General features: G+C 67.3%; 16 protein-coding genes. 5 read left to right on the forward strand and 11 right to left on the reverse strand.

All coding sequences use genetic code 11. The features are described from left to right. Positions 1-36: 36 nt before the first annotated feature. From tssG to BMZ69_RS20750, 11 genes are all read right to left on the reverse strand, one after another. Positions 37-1017, reverse strand: coding sequence for a type VI secretion system baseplate subunit TssG (tssG, locus tag BMZ69_RS20700; RefSeq protein WP_092160219.1), 981 nt, complete (start codon positions 1015-1017; stop codon positions 37-39). Then, a complete protein-coding gene (gene tssF / locus BMZ69_RS20705; RefSeq protein ID WP_092160222.1) occupies positions 981-2729 on the reverse strand; it encodes a type VI secretion system baseplate subunit TssF in 1749 nt (582 codons plus the stop codon). The genes tssG and tssF overlap by 37 nt, the downstream gene beginning before the upstream one ends. A gap of 5 nt (positions 2730-2734) precedes the next feature. Beyond that, positions 2735-3142, reverse strand: a complete 408-nt coding sequence (gene tssE / locus BMZ69_RS20710) for a type VI secretion system baseplate subunit TssE (protein ID WP_175506905.1) — start codon at positions 3140-3142, stop codon at positions 2735-2737. A 61-nt stretch (positions 3143-3203) separates the two neighbouring features. Next, positions 3204-4688, reverse strand: coding sequence for a type VI secretion system contractile sheath large subunit (tssC, locus tag BMZ69_RS20715; protein WP_092160227.1), 1485 nt, complete (start codon positions 4686-4688; stop codon positions 3204-3206). 28 nt (positions 4689-4716) lie between these two features. After that, on the reverse strand, positions 4717-5220 hold the full coding sequence (gene tssB / locus BMZ69_RS20720) for a type VI secretion system contractile sheath small subunit (protein ID WP_092160229.1): 504 nt from the start codon (positions 5218-5220) through the stop codon (positions 4717-4719). Positions 5221-5266: 46 nt separating this feature from the next. Beyond that, positions 5267-6904, reverse strand: a complete 1638-nt coding sequence (tssA, locus tag BMZ69_RS20725) for a type VI secretion system protein TssA (RefSeq protein ID WP_092160231.1) — start codon at positions 6902-6904, stop codon at positions 5267-5269. A gap of 167 nt (positions 6905-7071) precedes the next feature. Next, positions 7072-8733 carry a SpoIIE family protein phosphatase gene (locus tag BMZ69_RS20730; protein ID WP_175506907.1) on the reverse strand — a complete coding sequence of 554 codons (1662 nt, stop codon included), beginning with the start codon at positions 8731-8733 and terminating at the stop codon, positions 7072-7074. 99 nt (positions 8734-8832) lie between these two features. Then, entirely contained in the window at positions 8833-9156 is a 324-nt protein-coding gene (locus BMZ69_RS20735; RefSeq protein ID WP_092160235.1) for a cupredoxin domain-containing protein, read from the reverse strand. After that, entirely contained in the window at positions 9153-10301 is a 1149-nt protein-coding gene (locus BMZ69_RS20740) for a cytochrome-c peroxidase (protein ID WP_175506908.1), read from the reverse strand. Before BMZ69_RS20740 ends, BMZ69_RS20735 begins: the two co-directional genes overlap by 4 nt. Positions 10302-10305: 4 nt before the next feature. Continuing rightward, a complete protein-coding gene (locus BMZ69_RS20745) occupies positions 10306-11220 on the reverse strand; it encodes a hypothetical protein (protein ID WP_092160239.1) in 915 nt (304 codons plus the stop codon). Positions 11221-11387: 167 nt separating this feature from the next. Next, positions 11388-11894 (reverse strand): c-type cytochrome, encoded by a 507-nt coding sequence (locus BMZ69_RS20750; RefSeq protein ID WP_092160241.1) that lies wholly within the window; start codon positions 11892-11894, stop codon positions 11388-11390. A 300-nt stretch (positions 11895-12194) separates the two neighbouring features. On the opposite strand from BMZ69_RS20750, the gene BMZ69_RS20755 reads away from it, so the two are divergent. The 5 genes from BMZ69_RS20755 to BMZ69_RS20775 all read left to right on the forward strand — a co-directional run bounded on the left by BMZ69_RS20755 (position 12195) and on the right by BMZ69_RS20775 (position 18804). Beyond that, on the forward strand, positions 12195-12806 hold the full coding sequence (locus tag BMZ69_RS20755; RefSeq protein WP_092160243.1) for an OmpA family protein: 612 nt from the start codon (positions 12195-12197) through the stop codon (positions 12804-12806). Positions 12807-12869: 63 nt separating this feature from the next. Further along, entirely contained in the window at positions 12870-15812 is a 2943-nt protein-coding gene (locus BMZ69_RS20760) for a DUF2169 family type VI secretion system accessory protein (RefSeq protein ID WP_092160245.1), read from the forward strand. Then, on the forward strand, positions 15802-16869 hold the full coding sequence (locus tag BMZ69_RS20765; protein WP_092160247.1) for a pentapeptide repeat-containing protein: 1068 nt from the start codon (positions 15802-15804) through the stop codon (positions 16867-16869). The genes BMZ69_RS20760 and BMZ69_RS20765 overlap by 11 nt, the downstream gene beginning before the upstream one ends. Positions 16870-16880: 11 nt before the next feature. Then, a complete protein-coding gene (locus tag BMZ69_RS20770) occupies positions 16881-17285 on the forward strand; it encodes a DUF4150 domain-containing protein (protein ID WP_092160249.1) in 405 nt (134 codons plus the stop codon). A 37-nt stretch (positions 17286-17322) separates the two neighbouring features. Beyond that, positions 17323-18804 carry a DUF3540 domain-containing protein gene (locus BMZ69_RS20775; RefSeq protein WP_092160251.1) on the forward strand — a complete coding sequence of 494 codons (1482 nt, stop codon included), beginning with the start codon at positions 17323-17325 and terminating at the stop codon, positions 18802-18804. The last annotated feature ends 3 nt before the right edge of the window (positions 18805-18807 follow it).

Here is an 18807-nt window from a genome sequence, read left to right on the forward strand (position 1 = left end):
GCGAGGCGAACAACAATCATGTGACGCAACTGGATCTCAGATGACGAATTCGACCGCGGCAGCCGGATCGGCGTCGAGCCAGCCCGACCAGCCGAGCCTGGTCTCGCCCAACTGGAAGGGGCGTGCCTCCCCCGGCGCCAGCAGGAAGGCGATATCCCAGTCTAGCGGCTCGCGGATCGAGAGGCGGATCAGCTCGGTCAACGTGGCGTGATCGCGCCCGCTCGGCAGCAGCCGGTCGCATTGCGCCGCGGTCAGCGGCCCGAGGCGCAGGCGGAACTTGCCCATGACGTCGCGCATGGCTTCGCCGGCGACCGTATCGACGCCAAGCTCGATGCCGGGAGCGCCAAGGCGCCACTGCGCCTCCTCCGGGATGCGGATCTCGCGCGGCACGAATTCCTCGATCGCGCAGGGCACGCCGAAATAATGGCTCACCACGCCGGCCACCACCGAGGCCGAGCGACTGTGCAAGGCCAGCACCCCGGCATAGGGCAGCAGCAGCGTTCGCGCCGGCCGGTCGCCCTCCTGTGCCACGCCGAACATGCCGAAGAGCGCGGCGACCGCGCCGGAGATCGGATCGGTCGCTCCCGGCTCGTAGCGGTGCTGATGGCGGTAGTGTTTCCAGATCCGGAAAAGCAGCCCGAGCAGGCGATGGTTGAAGAAGTCGGAGAAGTCGCGCAGCGCCCCGCCATCCTCGGCGAAGACGATCCGCTCGGTGAAGGCCGGCGGCAAAGGCGAGGACGGGCCGTGCAAGCCGAAGTGATTGGCGGTGACGGTGATGGGCTCGCCGGCGCGCGCCGGCAATTCGATCGCCGCGACCTCCTCGGCCGGGAAGCCGAGCGTCGGATTGGCGCGGAAGCGCACGGCCTCGCGCCGCGGCGAGCCGGACGAGCCGATGCCGCCCGGCTGCGGGAAGGCCTCTTCCAGCTGAAGGCAGAGGGCATTGAACTGGACCGTCGCAGCGTCGAGCGCCGCGACGGCGCTCAGGTCGCGCTCGTCGTGCCGGCTCGCGGCGTCCATTTGTACTGCACCTTGCTCTCGGCGCCCTGGATGGCAAAACGGTGCAGGCTGTTGAGGCTGGCATAGACCGCAAAGAAGCGCTCCAGCACCGCTCCGAACAGATAGAGTTCGGCCTCGCCACCGATCTTGCTCTCGGCCACGGCGAGCCTGATCGTGCGGATGCGGACCGGCTGGCCGCGCAGCACGCCGTCCTCGACGCCGCTCTCGAACGCCTCCAGCCCTTCCAGCAGCAGTTCCAGTCGGCGGCGCGCCTGCGCATCATGCACGGCGCAGAAGTCGTAGCTGGCGATCAGTGTCCGCAGCGCCCCGACGTCGACGAGGGAGCCGTAATTGCGCGACAGGTTCGAGATCAGGCGCCAGAGCAGGTTCTCGCCGATCGGCGGCGGCGTATGCGGCGTCACGCCCATGACGTTGGTGAAGCTGACGGTCGCCGGCGTCTCAGAGGTCGGCTGGTCGATCGCGCCGACAGGCAGCCGCTCGGCGAGAGCGCCGTTCGAGCAGGTCAGGCCGATCGAGATCACCTCGGCCGGCGGGGCCGAGGTCCTCTCCAGCCGCGAGACGAAGGAGAGGTAATGGTCGACGCCGCGGCCGACCACGGCTGGGCGCAGGCGCTCGCGATAGTACAGCTTGCTCTCCGCTTCGCCCGGCAGGTCATGCCGGAAGGCTTCGAAGGGCTCGTAGACGATGCGTTCGGCCCGGCCCTGCAGATAGCCGGTGACCTTGTCGATCGCGTAGATCGCCGCCCCGGCCCGGCCACCGGCGACGACGCGATATTCGCTGCGCGAGCGGTCGATGCGCAGAGGGTGCGCCTCATGGGCGAAGAGGTTGACCACCGGCGTGCAGTTCAGCCGGACATGGCCCTCCGCCACCCGAACCTGATCCGGAAAGGGCCGCGAAAACTCGAAGGCGAAGGTCGCAGCCTTGCCCGACAAGCCCGCCAGCGCTTCCAGCCCGGTGACGTCGACGAACAGGAACTTGGCTGGGAAGGCGAGGTATTCCTGCACATGCCGGAAACCGATGAAGGCGTTCGAGGGATAGGGCAGGACGCCCTCCCCGTCCTCGAAGCCGACCGGGCGGATCACGCTCACCGGCAGGGAAACGCTCTCGCCGGCATCGCTGGTCACGCTGATCGAGCGCAGATGGCGCGAGAGCCAGAGCAGCAGCGTGCGCCCGACCTGCGGCTCACGCTCGGTGTTGAAGAACAGTCTGAGGCGCCCGCCTTGCAGGCCCTGCAGCGTGCCGCGCCCGGCCGCCTGCAAGGTCAGCGCGAGGCGCGCCGTGGTCGGCCGGTTCTCGCTCTCCGTGCGCGTGATCGAGAAAGGCAGCACCTCGACCGGATAGCAGGTGCGGAAGCGGCAGGAGACGCCGTCGACCGGCCGCGAGGCCAAGGCGATGCCCGCCGGCACCCGTGTTACGCCCGGCCCGCCGCCGGCGGCCGCTTCGAAGGCGACGACGCTCATCGGCGGGATCGGGCGCAGATAATGCGGCCAGACCAGCCGGATCAGCCCGTGGACGAGCTCCGGCATTTCGTCTTCGAGCTTCTGGCGCAGGCGCGCGACCGTGAAGGCGAAGCCCTCCAGCAGGCGCTCGACATCGGGATCGCTCGCCTCGCGCGACAGGAAGCCGGCGAGCTTGGGATTGGCCCGGGCGAACTCCTGGCCGAGCTCGCGCAGATAGGAAAGTTCATCCTCGTAATGGGCGTTCAACGACATCGGTTCTAGCTCCGCAGCCGCATCTGCCGGTCGTTGCCGAGCACGGTGTCGAAACGCATCGCCTCGCCGTTCTCGCCGTCGATCAGGATGGCGCTGACCGAGAAGGCGAACTCGCCGGGCGCCTCGGTCGGCATCGGCTTGACCAGCACCTCGCGCAGGCGCGGCTCGAAGGTCTCGAGCTGGGCCTTCACCGTCCGCGCGATCGCCGGAATGGTCTCCGAAGCCTCACGCGAGATGTCGTTGAGATCGGGCATACCGAAATCCGGCCGCGTCTCGCAGCAGCCCTGGCGCGCGTTCAGGATGCGCCTGACATTGGCCAGCACGCTGTCGGACAGGCTCAGGGCCGGCGTTGCATCCGGCGAGCCGGCGCCGGGCTCGCGCGCGGTTTCCAATCGTTCGAACAGGCTCGCCACGGATTTCTCGTCGATAGCAGCCGCCCCGCCTCCGATCGGAAGCGGGGCGGAGCAGAATGCGTCACTGCTTGTCGAGCTTGCCCTTCAGCGAGAGCGTGAAGTCGGCGCCCATATACTTGAAGTGCGGCACCACCGACATGGCGACGCGGTACCAGCCCGGCTCGCCCTCGACGTCCTCGACCCGGATCTCGGCCTTGCGCAGCGGCCGGCGCGCCCGGACCTCCGGCGAAGGATTGTCCTGGTCGGCGACATACTGGCTGATCCACTTGCCGAGCTCTTCCTGGAGCTCCTCGCGGCTCTTCCAGGAGCCGATGTTCTCGCGCTGCAGCACTTTGATGTAGTGCGCCAGGCGGTTGATCATGAACATGTAGGGGAGCTGCGTGCCGAGCTTGTAGTTGAGCTCCGCCTGCTTGGCCTCCGGCGTGTTCCCGAAATATTTCGGCTTCTGCACCGAGTTCGCCGAGAAGAAGGCGGCGTTGTCGCTGCCCTTGCGCATGGTCAGCGCGATGAAGCCCTGCTCGGCCAGCTCGTATTCGCGCCGGTCGGTCACCAGCACCTCGGTCGGGACCTTGGACTGGAGCTGGCCCATCGATTCGAAATTATGGACCGGCAGATTCTCGACCGCGCCGCCCGATTGCGGGCCGATGATATTCGGGCACCAGCGATACTGCGCGAAGGACTCGGTCAGGCGCGTCGCGAAGGTGTAGGCGGCGTTGCCCCACAGATAATTGTCGGTCTCGCCGGCGCTCTTCTCCTCGTAGTTGAAGGCCTTCACCGGGACCGTGTCCGCGCCGTAGGGAATACGCAGCAGGAAGCGCGGCACCGTCAGGCCGAGATAGCGGGCGTCCTCGCTCTCGCGGAAGGCGTTCCACTTGGCATAGCGCGGCCCCTCGAAGATCGATTCGAGATCCTTGAGGTTGGCGATGTCCTCGTATTTCTCGACGCCGAACATCTGCGGCCCGGCCGAGGCAATGATCGGCGCATGCGAGATCGCGCCGACGCTCGACATGAACTGCATCAGCTTCACGTCCTGCGGGCCGGCGGAGAACTCGTAATTGGAGATCACCGCGCCATAGGGCTTGCCGCCGAACTGGCCGAACTCGGCCGAGTAGATGTGCTTGTAGAGGCCAGACTTGACGACTTCCGGGCTGTCCTCGAAATCGGCCAGGAGTTCGTCCTTCGAACAGTTGAGCAGCTCGATGCGGATATTCTGGCGGAAATCGGTGCGGTCGACGACGAATTTCAGGCCGCGCCAGGCCGATTCCAGCTTCTGGAACGACTCGTCGTGCAGGATCTCGTCGAGCTGGGCCGAGAGCTTTCCGTCGATCGCGGCGATCATCTGGTCGATGACGGCGTTGTTGACCTTCTCGTCCTTGCGCGCCGGCAGCATCAGTTCGGAGATGAAGGCGGCGACGCCGCGGCGGGCGACGTCATAGCCCTCGTCGTTCGGCTGGATCTTGGTCTCGCCGAGAATCTGATCGAGCAGCGACAATTCGGTCGTGACGACCGAAGCGTCCTGGGCGACCTCGAGTTGCTGATTGCTCATGGTTGCGGGTCCTGTCGGGCTGACTTGATCAGGGGGTCTTGCCGTCGGTCGAGCCGGTCAGCTCGCGCAGCAGCTTCTCGCGGGCGGCATCGTCCTCGAGCACGCCCTGGATCGCCTTGCGGAAGGCCGGGACGTTGCCGAGCGGGCCCTTCATCGCGACCAGCGCCTCGCGCAGCTCCATCAGCTTGCGCAATTCCGGCACCTGGCGCGCGACCGAATCCGGCTCGAAATCCTTTAGCTTGTTGAAGGAGAGCGAGGCGCGGACATCGGGCGCGTCGGCGGCTTCGTCGAGCTTGTTGGCGACGGCGATGTCGAGCTTGAGCTCATGGCCCTTCAGCACGTCGTCGAAATTGTCCTTGTTGATGTCGGCAAGTGAGCGCTCTTCCACCGGGCGGTCGTCGGCGCGGCCGGTGAAGTCGCCGACCATCAGGAGCTTCAGCGGCAGCTCGACCTCTTCCTTCACATTGCCGGTAGCAGGCTTGAACTTGATGTTGACGCGCTCCTTCGGAGCGACCGAGACTTCCTTCGACATGACATGCTCCCCAGCGTGGTGAAACTTGGTCTTCGGATGGAGCCGGTCACCGGAACAGGCGCGCGGCGGTGGCAAGGTCGAGCCGGACGAGGCGCTGGCGCGTCTCGTCGAGGCCGATGCGGCGGCGGTCCTCGGCGACGAGGCGGGCGGCGTCGGCATGGGTGAGCGCCCGGAAGCGCAGTTCCGCCACCTGAGCGGCGAGCTGCGGCTCCCAGTTCTCGAGGTCGTGCGTCTTGAGCAGGTTCTCGAGATGGTCGAGCAACGGCAGGGCCGCGGCGATCAGACCGGCATCGAGGCAGAAGCGCGCCTGGGCGATCTGGCGCAGGACGCGATTGCGCCCGCCGATCTCGCCGCGGGTCAGTGCGGCCAAGAGATCGACCGCTTCCGGCGCCTTGCCGGCGGCGGTCAGCATCCGCGCCTCGCCGAGCGCCCGGTCGAGCCCGTCGGCATCGCCTGAAGCAGTGCCACCTCCGCCGCCACTCTCCTCGATCCAGTCGCGAGTCGCCGGATCGACGAAAGGCTTGCCGTCGCCGAAGCTGAAATTCATCAGATCGGGGAAGCGCCGGAACAACATGTTCATCGCCCCGCCGACGGCAGCGGCCGCATCGGCGTGATCCGGGCCCATGCCCTTCAGGATTTCGGCGGTGAGGCGATGGCCCTCGAACCAGAACGGGGCGGTCCAGACCAGCTCGTTCAGCGCCTTCAACGCATCCTGGTTCTGGCCCGCCTGGCGCTGCGCCTGAACGGCAGCCGCCTCCTCGACCGGCGGCATTGCGCCGGTGCGGCCGCCCTCGTTGGGCGGCAATTGCCGGATGCGCCACCAGGAGGCGACGCGCGACAAGAGATAGGCGCGCGCATCCGCGCTGCTGCGGCCAATCAGCCCCGCCGAGAGGCTGCGCAGCGTCTCGGGCAGGGTGTCGATCATCGAGAGGTCGAGCGCCGGCATCGCAGCGGGTGTCGGCGCCGCGGCTGGTGTCGGGGTGGGAGATGCCGGCGCAGCGGCCGGAGTCGCGATGGGCGCTTCGGCCGCGCGCGTGGCGGCCTGCGCCTCCTGCTCGGCCCGCACGGCAGCTTCCGCCTCGGCGTTTTTGCGCTGCTGCTCCGCCTCGGCCAAGGCGCGGCGGGCGGCGTCGCGATGCGGTCGCAGCGCACGCACGAGATCGCCGAGCGCGACCTGCTCCTTGCGCAATTTCTCGCCGGCGAGCGTGTCGATCTCGGTCAGCGCGTCATAGGCGTAGAGCACAGCCGGCCAGTCGCCCTCCGCGGCTTCGCCTTCGCAGAGCGGGGCGGTGCGGCCGACCAGCCATTCCAGGGCGCCGACACGAGCCCGCTCGCGGGCGGCTGGCGGCTGCATGGCGTCCCAATGGGCGGCGATCATCCCGCGCAGGATGCCGAGCCCGACGGCGAGGCCGTGATAGCGCTCCTCGCGGCAGAGCGCATGCGCCAGCCAGGCGCCGACGAGCAGGTCCTTGCCGCGGGTCTCGATCACGGCCGTCGACAGCCGCGCGACCTCGCGCCAATTCACCGCGAGCGGGCCATCGGTCTCGAGCTTGCGGACCTCGCTCTCCAGCTCCTCGAATTCGGCCGAGCTGCGCGGCTCCGAGCCGGCAGGCGCCGCCTCGGACACGGGCGATGCGCCGCTCGCGATCCGCGGATCGAAAAAGATGGAACTGGACTCTGACATCGACGCTCGCAGCGGCGACCATTGTGTATTTGGCCCCGTTGACGTTGATGACGATCGTTATTGAAGCTTCGATGACTTTGATATGACCGAGCGACTATGGCGTCTGAAACCGATCAGCGGGCCGCCACGACTTGCCCAAACGCAGAAAAGACGAAGCCGGCTCAAGATTAGACGGCTTTCATTGCCCATAGCGTGCCGGCATCTTCGACCCGCTTGATCGTTTCGAGCTCGATCGGCTCCGGCGGACCCTTATAGCGGACGACGAGATAGGTGATGTCGTCATGCTGAGGGGCATCGCCGACGAAACGGCTGACGGCGTCGGTGACGTTGGAGACGACGATGTCGAGCGACTGGCGATGGCTCTCGCTCAGCGAGGCGACCAGGCGATCGACGGTGAACTCGCGACCCTCAGTGTCCATCGCCTCGGAGATGCCGTCGGTATAGAGGAAGAGTGTGTCGCCCTTGTCCAGCCTGAGGCTGCCCTGATCGTAGGAGAAGCCGGGCATGATGCCCATGGCGATGCCACCGGTGATGGGCAATTCGGCGACCTCGCCATTCTCGCGCACGATGATTGGCGGATTGTGCCCGCCATTGGCGTAGCTCAGCTCGCCGGTGCGCAGGTTGAGGATGCCGTAGAAGACCGTGACGAACATATCGAGCGGGTTCTGCTCGCACAGGATCGAATTGGTCTCGGCAAGGCAATCGCCGGCCGAGCGGCCCTCGCGGGCGCTCGACTGAAACACCGTGCGCGAGATCGCCATGAAGAAGGCCGCCGGCACGCCCTTGCCGGAGACGTCGGCGATGACGAGGCCGATCTCGTCCTCGCCGATCACGAAGAAATCGTAGAAATCGCCGCCCAGCTCGCGCGCCGGCCGCATGATCGCCCGGCCGGAATAGCTCGGATGCTTCGGCATGCGCTGCGGCAGCATCGCGCCCTGCAAGGAGCGGGCGATGTCGAGCTCGGTCTCCATCCGCTTGTGCTGCTTTTCCAGCAGTTCGTTCTTGGTTTCGAGGTCGCGTGTGCGCTCGTGGACGAGCCCTTCGAGCTCCTCCTCGCGCCGCTGCACGTCGACCGCCATCTTCTGGAAGACGCGGGCGAGCGAGCCGAGCTCGTTGCGCTGGCCGGCGACGGCCTCGATCGAGCTCGGCTCGAACTTGCGGCGTTCGACATCGCGCGCCGCGAAGGTCAGCGCCGCGATCGGCATCGCGATCTGGCGCGCGACCAGGAAGGCGATGACGATCAGGAACGGCACCGCCGCCGCAACCGCGATGGCGACCAGCGTTGTCGTGCGCTGCGTCTCCTCCAGGGCGTTCAGCTCCTCGTCGGCGAGCCGGTCGAGGAAGGCGGTCAATGTCGACAGAGACTCGCGCATTGCCGCTTCGTTGCGGCCGTCCTCATCGTAGAGCCGGGCCGCCTTTTCCGCGTCGCCGGCCTTCCAGGATTCGAAGATCTCGGTCGCGACCCGGCGTGACTGGTCGAGCGCGGCGATGAAGGAAGTGACCGCTTCGCGGACGCCCTCATTGGTGATCGAGCGGAACACGTCGATACTGGTGTCGGCGAGCTTCTGGTCGATGACGTTGAAGGCGGCGTCGGCCCTGGCGATCTCGTCCTTGCTGGTACTGGCGCTGATGCCGCGCACGAAGGTCCGGCTCTGCTCGAACAGCACGACCAAGGTCGAGATGTTCTTGTTGACGAGCAGCGCATTGTTGAAGATCGAATGGCTGGCGCTCGACATGGCCGCAACGCCGTAGACCGCCGCCGCGGCGACGATCGCCGCAATCAGGATGCCGAGCGCGGCGAGCCCGTAGAGTTTGCGTTTGACGGTCATCTTCAACGCTCGGGCCTCATGCCGCTCGCCGGGACGCAGCGAGACGACGCATCGGAGCATGGGCATGTGACAGTTGCGCGCCACCCGCGAGCGGCCGGGCTACTCGACCTCGATCGTCATCCGCATCGAAGGATGGATGGCACAGCGGACATCGACCTTGCCGGCCTTCGGAAAGGCGACCCGGGTGCTGGCGCCCGGGCGCTGCGCCTTGAGATCGAAGCTGTTCGCAGCGCTCTCGGAGAAGACATTGTGCGTGCCGGTGTCGTCGTTGACGAAGACGACCTCATCGCCGGCCTTGATCGTCAGCACGCGCGGATTGAACTGCTGGCCTTTCTGGGTGATCCGGAATTCTGTCGCCTCTGCCAGGGTCGACACGGCACCGGCGCAAGCCAGCGCGAGAAGGATGACGGGGACGTGCTTCATTGGGCCATGGCCTCCGGATCGGCTTGGGTCTGGGCGGATGTCGCGGGGCCCGAGAGCGAGCGCATGAAGGCGATGAGATCGCTCTTTTCCTGCGCGGCGAGCCCAAGCGGGAACATGTCGGGCGACAGGCTCGGGCGGCGCACGCCACCGCGATCGTAATGTTCGATCACGGCCTCCAGCGTGGCGATCGAGCCGTCATGCATATAGGGCGCGCGCTCGGCGACGCCGCGCAGGGTCGGCGTCTTGAAGGCGAAGGCGAGGCTCTCGATCTGCGGCTTGATCCAGCCGCGACCGCGATCGCTGGTGTCTTTCAGGCCGATATCGCGAAAACCCTCGTCGGTGAAACGCCAGCCGGAATGGCAGGCGACGCAATTGGCCTTGCCGTTGAACAGCTTGAAACCGCGCAATTCCGCCGGCGTCAGCGCCCGCTCATCGCCCTTGACCCAGCGGTCGAAGCGGGTCGCCGGCGAGCGCAGCGTGTTCATATAGCCGGCCAGCGCGTCGGAGACCGTCTCCGGCGTCGGCCCGACGCCCGCATAGACGCGCTCGAAATCAGCCGAGAACTCCGGTGAGAAAGCGAGGCGCTGCACCATCGCATCGAGCGACAGGCCCATGATGTCGGGCGAGGCGATTGGCCCGCTCACCATTCCAGCGAGGGAATCCTGCCGGCCGTCCCAGAGGAAGGCACTCGCCCAGGCCATGTCGTAGAGTGTCTGCGAGCGCCGCGCCATCGGCCGGCCATTGTCGGCGATCGGCTTGGCCTTGCGATCGGCCCAGGCGGCATTCGGCAGATGGCAGGTGACGCAGGCGATGCGACGATTGCCGGACAATTCGGTGCTGTGAAAGAGCTTGTGGCCGAGCGCGACCACCGGCGCGGAGGCGCGTGCGCCATCGGGCAATTCGGCTGGCCGCCGATATTTGGCGCGCAAGCTCGCATGGTCGAGCGGGCGCGCGGCTGCCCTTGCCTTCTGCTCTGCCTGCTCGCTCGTCAGAGCGCCGCCTTCACCATCGAGGCTCGCCGGGCTCTCGATCAGCGGCTCGATGGTCGAGCAGCCCGCTAGCAGCACCATCGCGACGCCGGCCAGCAGCCGCCAGCCGCGCAGGCGCGAACAGGGCTCCTCCCTGCCGGGACCCGGTCGCGCCATCGATCTATGCCAGACTGCCATAGGCCAGACCGTGTGCGCCGTAATACATCAGGAAGAAGAGCAGGAGGACGCCGACATAGGTCGCTGCCTGCTCCAGCCCGCCGATACGATAGGAGCGGATGCCGCTTTGAACCGCGCGGTTGACCAGCGTGTTGCCCTCGATCACGGCGACGCCAAGCGAGGCGATGATCATCAGATGGCCGACGGCGTCGACCTTGCCGAAGTCGATGATGGCGGCGACGAAGATGCCGAGGAGCATTGCGGCGACCAGGCGCTGGCTGAGCATGCCGAACAGGAGCAGGAAGGCGGCGACGAACTCTACGAAACCCGCCAGCATGACATAGATGTGATGGTTGATGCCGAGCGTGATGCGCTCGTGCTGGGCGAGCAGCGGCAGCGTCCACGACGCATAGGCCCATTTTTCCACCGACGCCCAGAGCAGGGTCTGCGCCATGGCGGCATAGAGAATCGACAGGGCGTAGGGCTGGAGCCGCGCCAGCCGCAGCGAATGGATGATCAGATAGGCGGCGATGCCGAGAAAGAGCGGATAGTCCATCAGATGGAAGCCGCCATATTGCGCGACCGCCAGACTGTAGAGCGCGACGATCCCGAAGCCGGCGATGAAGACCGTCCGCCACCAGAGCGTGCAGATGGCGAGGAGGAGCTGGAACCAGGAGACGGCCTGGCTCTCGGTCTTCAATTCGGGGGTGAGCAGGATGCCGCCGAGCAGCCAGAGGCAGAGCAGGAAGGCGCCGAGGCTGACGCGCATGATGTCGGGGCCCGTGCCCTTCAGGGGCTCGAACAGCGCATCGACGGCATCCTCGACCCCTGCGGCACTCATCGCGCGATCGGCCACGAAAACGATCGCGATCAGCAGGATCGACAGCGACAGGGCGATCACGAAAGGGACCGAGAACACGTCCCAGAGCGCGGCGGGCGGAACGGCGACATTATAGGGCGCGAACCATTTGACATGCGCCTGCGCGGTCCCCGTCGATACGCAGAGGGCAGCCGACGCGACAAGATGCGCGAGCCGGACCCTTCGTCGCCGGAGCCGGGCGCCTATCGCTGGAGGAGAGGATCGCGTCAAAGCCCGGCCTTCGCGGAAACCTGCGCCTCGGCCGGCGTGCACACGGCCTGGAAGGTCCAGTCGGCACCGGCCCGCCGCTTGAGCTCTTCATCCGGCCACCAGGACATGACATAGGCCAGCACGGAGACGATCTCCTGTTCCGACAGGGTGCCGCGGAAGGCCGGCATGGCGATGCGGCCATCGGCCGTGCGCGCTCCGGCCGAGACGCGGAAGAACAGATCGGCGTCGCTGTGATTGGTCGCGTGGCCGCTCTCGTTCAGCGCCGGTGCCGCCTGCGGATCGCCGCGCCATCCGGCCGCACCGCTGAGAAAGGCGCCGTGGCAGCCCGCGCAATTGGCGCGATAGAGCGCAAAGCCCGCCTCCCGCTCGGCATGGCTGGCGGGCTGGGCGATGCGGAACTCCGCGGGGCGAAGCCCTTGCCGCAGCAGCAGCGAGCCGGCTGCGAACAGGCAGACGACGCCTGCGATGACGAAGACCGCAGGCAGCACCGACGAGAAGGCCATAGCACCTGTCGCACACGGCTCGGCGATCGGAGACGCCTCGGCCTCTCCGTTCAAGCGCGCAGGCGTCTCATCGCCCAGGACCTTCGTCACGGACGGTCTCTCGTCAGCGGCCGGGAAATCACCCCGGCACGTCTAGAGCGGAATTCTGACAGTATTGTTTCAATATGTCGGCTAATTACTTCACTATACGTCTTTTCAAATATAGGCAGATTCAATGCCGCTGCGTCCTCACAATAACCGGGCCGTCATCGTCCTGTCGTCACCGGCATCGTGTTCTGTCGCCTCGGCTCGGGGGGAGCAATGGCGGCGAGCACGCAGGTCAGATCGAAATTCGTCCAGATCGGCCTCTACAGCGCCGCGATCATCGCCGTGCTGGCGGTGCTCGCCATGTTGTTGCCTTGGCTGCTGCCTGCGCCCAAGCCCGCCCAGCCAGTCGTGGCGCAGCCCGCTCCGGCCCCTGCGCCACGCCCCGGCCAGCTCGAACGCATCCGGGCGGCGCTGGCCGAGGAGATCAAGGCCGGCTCGATCACGGTCGATCCGTTCGGCGGCTGGGTCGCGATCAGGGTCGGCAACCTCATCACCTTCGCCTCGGGACAGGCGACCGCCCTGCCCGGCTTCGTGCCGGTGGCGCGCCGCATCGCCGGCGTGATCGACGGCGAGAACGGCCCGGTGCGCATCGTCGGCCACACAGACGACCAGGCGGTCACGGCCGGCGGCCCCTTCCGCGACAACCAGGCGCTCTCGATCGCGCGGGCGGAGGCGGTCGCGGCCCTGATCCGGCCGGCCCTGCGCGAAGGCGGGCGTCTTGCGGTCGACGGCCGCGGCTCGTCCGAGGCGATCGCCGACAATGGCAGCATCGAGGGCCGGGCCCGCAACCGGCGCGTCGAGATCCTGATCACCCGCGAACCCTGAACAGCGTCGTCAGCCTGTCGTCTACCCGCCCTAGCGTCACCTGCGAGCCACCAAGACAGCTTCATGCCGACGATCATCAAACCACGAAAGCTCGGCATCCTGACCAAGGTCAAGCGCCGCGGCAGTTCGGCGACGCTCGTCGTCTCGGCGCTCGGACTGTTCTCGCTGCTCGAGCCCGGCGATTTCGAGCCCGACACCGCGCTCTGGCCGACGGCGATGGAGCAGATGCCGGCCGGCACGATCTTCGACGCCGCGATGCCCAAGCCCTGCGGCGAGGTCCTCGTCGCCGGCTTCGCCCGTACCGCGGGGGGCGAACCGGTTCCGGCGCTTTCGCTCGAGATTGCGCTCGGCGCGGTCCGCAAGCGACTCGCGGTGTTCGGCGACCGCGTCTGGCGCCAGACCGCCGGAGGGCCGGTCTTCGAGCAGCCCAGGCCGTTCACCGAGATGCCGCTCGTCCCGGAGCGCTGCTTCGGCGGCCCGAATCATCCGGACAATCCGCTTGGGCGGGGGATGGAGGCGGCCCGCCGCGTCGATGCCGGCGAGATCGTCCTCTTGCCGAACATCGAGCGCGCCGACCGGTTGATCCGCAACGCCGAGGACGCGCCCGAGCCGATCCGTCTCGGACCGATCGATCCGGCGCATCCCTCCCGGCGGGCACTGGCCGGCACCTATGACGAGCGCTGGCTGAAGCACGGCTTTCCGGGACTCGCCCCCGACGCCGATCCGCGCCTGTTCTGCGTCGCGACGCCGGACCAGCGCATCGAAGGCTACTTCTCCGGGCAGGAACCTTACCGGCTCGTTGGCTTCTCGGCTGAGCATCCGGTGATCGAGGGCGCCCTGCCGGGCATGCGCGTGCGCATCTTCATTGCGCGCGTCGACGGGCTCTTCGAGCTGCCGAACGTCCTCGATACCGCCTGGCTCTTCCCCAGCGCCCATAAGGGCGTGCTGATCTATCGCGGCGCCTGCCCGGTCGCCGATATCGACGGGGACGACGTCAGCCATGTCATGCTCGCCTATGAGCGCCTCGCCGACGAGCCGCGCCCGGCCGAGCACTATGCCGAGGCCTTCCGGCTGCGCAGCGATCCGGCCGAGAAGCTGAAATACCCGCTCGCCGACGGCGCCCTGTCGCCTCTTCCGGATCCCGCCGCGGTCGAGCGGCGCCGGATCGCCCGCATGGCCCATCACGAACGCCAGCGCGAGCGGACCGAGAAGGCGCAGCGGCTCGTCCTGCGCGACGCACTCGACAGGGCCGGACTGCCCGCCGCCTTCATGCCGGACCTGCCGCCCGCCGAGCCGCCTCCCGCGTGGATGCCCTCGCCGGAGGAGATCGCCAGCGGTGAGATCGATTTCGCCACGCTGTTCGAAGGCACGCAGCAGCTCCAGGCGCAGATGGACGAACGCGGCCGCGAGCTGGGAGCCCAGGCCCATGCCGCGGCGAACCGTGGCGATCGCTTCCGCCAGACCGGAGATTTCGGCGAACTCGACGCGCTGCTGGCCGAGCTCGACCTGCCGGAGCAGCCCAACCTCGCCGCAACCGCGTTGCCGCCTGACTTCAAACTGCCGGCGAGCACGGTCGATCCGGAAGCGGCGCTGCGCGATGCGCTGCAGCGCTTCCAAAGCGGGCCAGGTGCAACGCTGCTTGCTGCCGCACGCGACGGCCTCGCAGGCGCGCAGGCGGCTCAGAGCGACGATCTCGTCCCGGACGTCGCGACGATCAGCAAAGTGGAGCGGCCGACGATCTCTTTGCCTGCCGAGGCTGACGCGGCCGGCGACAAGCTGAGACGAGCCTTCCCTGAGCTCGCACCACCGGGGCAATCGCTCGACGATCTCCTCGGCTCGCTGCTGGCGGGCGACATCCTGCCGGACGCCAAAGAGCCGGCCGATCCGAAGACGCAGCTCGCCCGCGCGAGTGCACAGCTCGACCAGCTCGAGCCGCAGCTCGGCGAGGCCATGGCGACGATGCGCCGGCTCGCCCCGGAGCCGATTCATCCGATCACGCCATTGCCGCCGGACCCGGCGCAGCGTTTCGGCCAGGCGATCATGGCAGCGAAAGCGGACGGCCTCGCCGGCCGAGACATGGCCGGCGCTGATCTCTCCGGCCAGGACTTCAGCGGGCTCGACCTGAGCGGCGCCTTCTTCGAGCAGTGCGATCTGCGCGGTGCGCGCTTCCACGGCGCCAATTGCACCAGCGCGGTCTTCGCCGGTGCCGATCTGCGCGGAGCGGATTTTTCGCAGGCCAGCCTGCTGGAGGCCAATCTCGGCGCTGCCGACGCCCGTGGCGCCCGCTTCGCCGGAGCGGACCTGCGCCGGGCGCAATGGCTGAAGAGCCAGTTGTCGCAATGCGATTTAGCCGGCGCGACGCTCGAAGAGGCCAATTTCATCGAAACCGATCTGTCGGACGTCTCCTTCGCCGGTGCCAAGCTCGACCGGGTCACGATCCTGCGCTCCGACATGACGCGGGTCGTCCTCGCCGATGCGATCATGGAGAGCTGCGCGCTGATTGAGGTCAAGGCGAAGAGCCTCGATGCCCGCAGGCTCAAGGCGTTCAAGCTCTCGGCGGTTAAACTGAAGGCGCCCGGCGCCGATTTTTCCGGGGCGCATCTGCAGCAGAGCGGCTTCCATGCCGGCTGCGATCTCGCCGGCGCGCGTTTCGACGGCGCCGTCGGCATGAACGGCTCCTTCCGTGGCGCCAGGCTGATCCGTGCCAGCTTCGCACGGGCGAGCTTCAACCGGGTCGATTTCGGCGAGGCCGATCTGAGCGAGGCCGATCTTGCCCTCGCCTCGCTCAAGCAGGCCTCGCTTGGCAAGGCAATCCTGCTGCGGGCCGATCTCTTCGGCGCCAATCTGTTCAATGCCCAGGCGCGCCGCGCCCATCTCGACGGCGCCCGGCTGCTGCGGGCCAATCTCTATGGCTGCGACCTCTCGGATGCCTCGCTCGTCGGCGCCGACCTGACGCAGGCGCTGCTCGACAAGACCCTGTTCGGGATGCCCGCCGATGCGCCCTGAGGATCTGCTTGAGCGCGTCGAGCTCGGCCTGCCGGTCGAGGGCGCCTCCTTCGCCGGAGCGGATTTCGGCGGCATAACGCTGGATGGCGCGATCCTTATCGGCTGCGACTTCTCCGGTGCCCATTTTCGCGAGGCGCAGCTGAAGCGATGCCAGCTCGTCCAGTGCCGTTTCGAGCGGGCGGATTTCAGCGGCGCGGGCTTCGACACGGTGCAATGGCCTCGCACCGGGCTGATCGCCGCATCCTTCGCCCGCGCGACGCTGCTTCATTGCCAGTTTGCCGAAACCGACGCGACCGAGGCTGATTTCACCGGCGCGAAACTCGCAAGCACGAGCTTCGCGCGGGTCGATCTCTCCCGATCCTGCTTCGCCGGGGTCGAATTGACGACGGTCGCGCTGGTCGAATGCACCCTCGCGAGCGTCGACCTATCGGATGCGACGATCCGCGGCCTGACGCTGGTCAAGGGCGATCTGCGGACCGCCATTCTCGATGGCGCCGACATCGACACGATGTTCGCCATGGAGGCGGATCTGTCGGGTCGTGACCTGCGCAAGATCAGGCTGTCGCGCCTCAATCTGATGAAGGCGCGCCTCTCCGGCTGCAACCTCGCCGGCATCGACCTCTCCCAGAGCCTCTTCCTGGAAGCCGATCTCTCGGGCGCAGACCTCTCCGGGGCGAGGCTGCCGATGGCGCTGATGGTCGGCGCCGATCTCACAGCGGCGAAGCTGGTCGGAGCCGATCTCACCAGCGCGAATTTCAGCGAGGCGAAGCTCGCCGGCGCCGACCTTTCGGACGCAAGGTTGAGCAACGCCCTGTTCGAACGCACCGACTGTAGCGCCGCCCGCTTCGAGCGCGCCTTGCTCGACCATGCGCAGTTCCCCTACGCCCGGCTCGACGGCGCCTCCTTCATTGCGGCGCGCTTTCATCGCACCAGCCTTCACGCCGTCTCGGCCGAGGGCGCGCTGTTCCAGCATGCGACGGGCTCGACCCTTCCGACCGACCCACAGCGTGCCGTCGCCGATCTCTACGATCCCGCGCGTGTCGCAGCCCTGGCCTGAGGAGAGGCGCGATGGTCTTCGTCAACTCCTCCGGGCCGATCCCCGCCCCGGACTTCGCCTTCCCGGATGTCTGCCTAACTCCGGCCGTCGTACCGATCCCGGTGCCCTACCCCAACATTGCGCTGGCGCCGACGGCGATCCCGACGCAGCTCACCACCTTCCTGACCTGCATGCCCGCGCACAACCTGCTGACCACCAAGCCGCTGAGCCTCGGCGACCAGCCCGGCGTCCTGCTCGGCGTCGCCTCCGGCTTCGTCATGGGCCCGGTTAGGCATGCGATGGGCTCGGTGACGATGTTCCTCGGCGGCCCGCCCGCCACGAAGATGCTCAACCCGACCATGCAGAACGGCATGAGCCCGAACATCGTCGGCGTGACGCTCGCCCCCAGCCAGGTCACCACGATCTGTCTGTCCTGAACACCGGCCGCATTTCTGATCCCACGGGAGAGCACCGATGATGCCCGCCGCGACCACCTCGATCCCGCCCTCCGGCGTCATGCCGGCTTTGCGCCCGGCGACCGTGGTCGCCCGCGCCGGCGACCAGCTGCTTCTGCGAACCGAGACTAGCGAGGTGCCGGCCAGCGTCGCCCTCTCCTGCCCGCTCGCGCCGCAGGTCGGCGACCAGGTTCTCGCCTGGGCCGGCGGCGAGGAATGGCACATCCTCGCCGTACTGGGTCGCGAGGCGCGCCCGGCGCAGCATGCCGGTCCGGCTGTCATCGACGACGAGCCGAGGCCATTGCCGCCAGTGCCGCACTACGAAGATGCCTCGGTCACCGAAGGCGAGGCTTCGGCCGGCCGGCCATATACCCGCATCGACGTGCCGCTGAAGCCAGACGAATTCGGCAGCGGCACCTATCTGCGCCTCGGCGCCTATGTCGAGGGCGAGGAGGGCACGATGATGCCCGAGCTCACGCTGTCGAAGAGCACCGCCTCCAACACGACCAAGACCGAGCCTAGCCCGGACCTGTCGCTGGCCTCCCTGCTCAGCGGCAAGAACCCCTATGTCGCCGTCGCCGAGACGGCCAATGCCGCCAAAGAGAGCGACGCGACCAATGCCGATGGCAGCGTCAAGCAGGGCTATCTGAAGCGCGGCGACAAGTTCGTGAAGAACAAGGCCGGCCAGATGGAACTGATGACCATCTCGACCAAGGCGACGACGACGACCTCGTCCGGCGACGGCTTCCTCGGCAAGACCGACTCGGACGTCAACCTCAGCGTCGGCGGCGGCATGCTGGTCGACATCGTCAAGGGCCAGACCACCAACGTCTCCGACGGCGACATCAAGTTCACCGCGCCCGCCGGCGTCTTCGCCGTCAACGCGCTCTCCGGCGTCTCGATCACCGCCGGCACGCCAGACGCGCCGGCCAACATCTCCCTGCTGGCTTATGGCTATGTGAAGAACGAGGCCAAGGGGCCGCTCTCGGAATGGCTCTATTCCACCTCCGAGAAGAAGACCTATGGCACGGCCAAGGAGTGGTTCTACGGCGAGAAATATACGGAGTTCCACGGCTACGAGGAGAAGAAGTTCTTCGGCGTGTCGACCAGCTATTTCCTCGGCGACCAGACCTCGACCAACCTGGCAGCGCGCATCAACCTGACCATGGCGGCGACGCTGACGCTCGCCATGGGCGTCGAGTTCCGCCTCAACGCCGCGATCGACCTCAAGATCAATCTCGCCATCGACATGAACATCATCATCGGCGTCGCCTTCAAGGCCGTGGTCGGCTTCGACACGAAGGCGGTGCTCGGCTCGGACTTCAAATACGTCAACGGCCTGGACTTCAAATGGGTCGGCATCGACGGCAAGAAGTTCGGTCTGGAAGTGAAGAACGCCGATATGAACGCCTATCTCAAGGCGGTCGTGCTGGGGAAAAGCACAGTCGAGATCGGCGGCAAGGACGTCGATGTCAAAACCGGACTGCTTCTTCGGTCATGAATC

The organism is Allobosea sp. CRIB-10 (assembly GCF_900112185.1).
In the GTDB taxonomy this organism is placed as follows: Bacteria; Pseudomonadota; Alphaproteobacteria; order Rhizobiales; family Beijerinckiaceae; genus Allobosea.